Genomic DNA, 3,604 nt, shown 5'->3' with positions numbered 1-3,604 from the left:
CCCGCCCCGGCGGGGAAGGGGCGTCTAGGACGCGACGCCGCTGAGCTCGTTGGGCTCGGCGTCCAGGGTCACCGAGGCCGTGACCTCACCGGACTCCAGGTCCAGGGCGTGGACCTGCTTCGTGGCGGGGTCGCTCACGTAGGCGGTCGCGCCGCGCACGAACAGCGCCGGGCGGGGCTGCTGCCACTCCAGCGGCTCCTGCCACTCGTCCATGACCTCGATGCTGTCCACGACCTCGCCCGCCTCGGGGTCGATCACGTGCAGGCTGCCGTCGGTGCCCAGGACCAGGGCCTCCCCCTCGGGGCCGCGGCCCAGGGAGCGGAAGGTGTAGCTGGCGGGCAGGTCCACCAGGGTCAGGTCGCCCGCGGCGGTGTCCACGAGCGCGACCCGCTCGGGACGCTCCAGCTCGGCGTCGGGGTCGGTCTTGTAGTCGCCCAGCACGATCGGCGACTCCTCGCTCCCGGCCTGGTTGCCGATGCGCCCGTACTCGTCGGGGCTGTCCACCTTGGTGAACCCGCCGTCCTGGTAGACCAGGACGCCGTCCTCGCAGCCGATGACGACCGCCTCGCCCTCGGCGGTGGTCTCGCCGTGCACGCCCGGGCACTCCTCGCTGCGGGCGACCTCCTCGCCGGAGGCGTCCAGGACGACGGCGCCGACGCGCTCCTCCTCGTCGCCCAGGGTCAGCAGCATCTCGCCGTCGGCCAGCTCCACGGCCACGCCGTGGTGGGCCTCCTCCGCGTTGGTCACGTCGGTCTCGGGCAGGCCGTCGCCGAGGGAGTCGGTGTCGAAGGCGGTGATCTCGCCGCTGCCGTCGGCGAACAGCACGGTCCGGCCCGCGTGCCGGACGACGTGCCCGGGGGTGTCGGCGGGGAAGAGGGTGTCGGTCAGCTCCGCGCCGGCCGCGTCCAGGACCTGGAAGCCCTCCGAGGTGGAGACCAGCACGTGCCGGTCGTCGCCCGCCGGGTTGATCCGGTTGAACCCCTCCAGGGCGATGTCCTGGACGACCTCCAGGGTCTGGCCGTCCAGGACGTACAGGCCGCCGTCGTAGGTGGTGACGACCGGGTTGTCCACCACGGCCTGCGCGGCGGCCCGCTCCTCGCCGCCCTGCTCCTGCGGGGCCTCCTCGCCGGTGCCGCAGGCGGTCAGCAGCAGTCCTGCGGACAGCAGCACGGGCATCGCCGCCCGTGCCGGGAACCGCGTCGTCGCGTTGTTCGTCGGGGTGTTCACGTTTCTCTCTTTCGGGGTGGAAGGGTCCGCTGCGGGCGGGGGGAGGTGCCGCCGCGGTCGTGCCGGGACTGCGGCCCGGTCACTCGCCACGCAGTCCGGTGGCGATGGCCTCGGTGTTGGAGCGCATCATCTCCAGGTAGGTGGCCGCGCCCCCGCCCTCCTCGCTGAGCGACTCGGAGAACAGGGGGACGACCTCGATGTGCACGCCCGCCTCCTCCGCCATGGCCGTGGCCAGGCGGTCGGGCTGGGAGGAGTCGGCGAAGACGGCCTCGACGCCCGCCGCGCTCACGGCGTCGGCCAGGGACTTGAGGTCGGAGCTGCTGGGCGAGGCCAGGGTGGTGCCGCTGGGGATCACGGCGCCCACGACCTCGAACCCGTAGCGTTCGGCGAGGTAGCCGAAGACGTGGTGGTTGGTCACCAGGTTGCGGTCCTCCTCCGGGATCGCGGCGAACTCCTCGGCCATCCACGCGTCCAGCTCCTCCAGCTGTGCGGTGTAGGCCTCGGCGTTGGCGCGCACGGCCTCGGCGTCCACGCCGTCCACCTCGGCGACCACGTGTTCGGCGATCAGCTCCACGGCCCGGACGACCCGCCGGGGGTCGGTCCAGAAGTGCGGGTCGGGCTCGCCCTCGTCCTCGTTGTCCGCGGCGTCCCCGCCGGGGGAGAAGGCCAGGGGGTCCACCTGGGCGCCGACCTCCAGGGCGGGTATCCCGGCCTCCTCGGCGGCGGCGACGTTGCGCAGCACGCCCTCCTCCAGGCCGAGCCCGTTGTAGACCACGAGCGCCGCGTTCTCCACGAGCGCGGCCTCCCGAGCGGAGATGCCGAAGGAGTGCGGGTCCGCGTTGGGCTTCATCAGGACGGTGACCTCGGCCTCCTCGCCCACGACCTCCCGCGTGAGGTCGCCCAGGATGTTGGTGGTCACCACGATCCCCTCGCCCCCGTCCTCCTGCGAGGAGCAGGAGGCCGTGCCGAGCAGGACCGCCCCGGCCAGGGCGGACGCGGTCGCGGCGCGCAGGAGCGCCTTCGGAGCCGTCACGGCGGTCACCATCCCGTCTCGACCATGAGGTGCGGCGCGATGCCCGGGTCGAGGGTGCGCGCCACGCGCAGGTCGTCGTTGTAGTCGATCTCGTGCACCACACCGCGCCCGGTGTCGTTGACGTAGGCGCGGCTGGTGTCCGCGCGGATGACGGGGGCGTGCGCGGTGTCGGTGCCGTCGAGCAGGTCGGCGGAGGCCAGTTCCCCACCCGAGGCCGGGTCCAGGGAGTGCAGGGTCCCGTCGCCGGTCAGGGCCAGGACGGGGGCGCCCTCGCCGACGGCCGTCGCGGTCACGGCGCCCTCCAGTTCCAGCGCGGTCCAGCCGGGTTCGGCCAGGTCCAGGACCCACAGGTCGCCGCCGGTCGAGACCGAGGCCAGGGTCGCCGAACCGGGGCGGTGCCCGAACTCCTCGACCCGCTCATCGGAGCCGCCGGGGTAGTCCACCAAGTCGCCGGAGAGCTCCCCGTCCTCCTCGGTGACGTGCAGGGCGCCCTCGGCGCAGCCGATGACGGCTCCGCGCCGGGTGACGGCCTGGCCCAGGGGGTCGGTGCAGGCGGCGTCGAGCGCGGCGACGGGGGAGCCGTCCCGGTCGAGCACCTCGACCTCGCCCCCGGAGCCGCCCCCGGCCACCAGGAGGTGTTCGGCGAAGGGCAGGACCACCGCGGCGCCGTCGGGGAGGGCCGCGGCCTCCTCGACCGACCCCTCCTCCAGCGCGGCCCGGTCGAGCACGGCGGCGCCGTCCGGCGCGGACAGCGCGGTCAGGGCGGTGTCGGAGGCGACCCGGCCCGCGGCCAGGCCCTCCACCGTGCCCGCGAGTCCGACACCGGTCCGGTAGTAGTGCTTGTGGTCCCCGTGGTCGACGGTCCACGCCCCGCTGTCCACCACGGTGGTCATCCGGTGGTCGGATGAGTACAGGTACGCGAAGCGGCCGTCCCCGGCGATGCCGTCGAGGCCCTCCACGGGGTCGAGTTCCGTCGTCTCCTCGGTGATCAGGTCGAGCACCCGGACGTCTCCGCTGGCCGGGTCGGCGACTACGAGGCGGGACTGGGGCTCGGCGGTCTCCTCGGCGCCCTCGACGTAGCCGTGCGGGACCTCCTCCTCCGGCTGCTGCTCCGTGCCGTCCTGCGCGGCGCCGCAGCCGGTCAGCAGGACGAGGGCGGACAGTCCGGCCGCGCCCAGCGCGCCGGTGCGGTGTTCACGCCTCATGTGTCATCGGCCTCTCCATCTGTACGGGGTGGTCGGGGGTCGGGTCGGGGGAGCCGCGCCCGCGGGAGCGCGCGGCCGCCGCGAGCGCGGAGGCGAAGAAGAACGCGGTGGCCGTGGCGGCGATCGTGGCCCCGGCCGC

3 protein-coding genes are annotated in these 3,604 nt (G+C 74.4%); all 3 read right to left on the bottom strand.

The genetic code is table 11. The features are described 5' to 3' along the window. Positions 1 to 24: 24 nt before the first annotated feature. The gene (gene aztD, locus DQW06_RS14005; RefSeq protein WP_117198593.1) at positions 25 to 1,227 is read right to left on the bottom strand and encodes a zinc metallochaperone AztD; all 1,203 of its coding nucleotides are present in this window, start codon (positions 1,225 to 1,227) and stop codon (positions 25 to 27) included. Positions 1,228 to 1,306: 79 nt separating this feature from the next. After that, on the bottom strand, positions 1,307 to 2,272 hold the full coding sequence (gene aztC / locus DQW06_RS14000) for a zinc ABC transporter substrate-binding protein AztC (protein ID WP_013152212.1): 966 nt from the start codon (positions 2,270 to 2,272) through the stop codon (positions 1,307 to 1,309). Next, positions 2,266 to 3,465 (bottom strand): ABC transporter, encoded by a 1,200-nt coding sequence (locus DQW06_RS13995; RefSeq protein ID WP_071621722.1) that lies wholly within the window; start codon positions 3,463 to 3,465, stop codon positions 2,266 to 2,268. Before DQW06_RS13995 ends, aztC begins: the two co-directional genes overlap by 7 nt. Positions 3,466 to 3,604: the final 139 nt, after the last annotated feature.

The sequence above is a fragment of the Nocardiopsis sp. TNDT3 genome (assembly GCF_003427465.1).
In the GTDB taxonomy this organism is placed as follows: Bacteria; Actinomycetota; Actinomycetes; order Streptosporangiales; family Streptosporangiaceae; genus Nocardiopsis; species Nocardiopsis dassonvillei.
This window is presented reverse-complemented; position numbering and strand designations above follow the sequence as displayed.

Coding starts and splice junctions, on each gene's coding strand:
- DQW06_RS13995 (WP_071621722.1), bottom strand. CDS start 3,465: ATGAGGCGTGAACACCGCACCGGCGCGCTGGGCGCGGCCGGACTGTCC.
- aztC (WP_013152212.1), bottom strand. CDS start 2,272: ATGGTGACCGCCGTGACGGCTCCGAAGGCGCTCCTGCGCGCCGCGACC.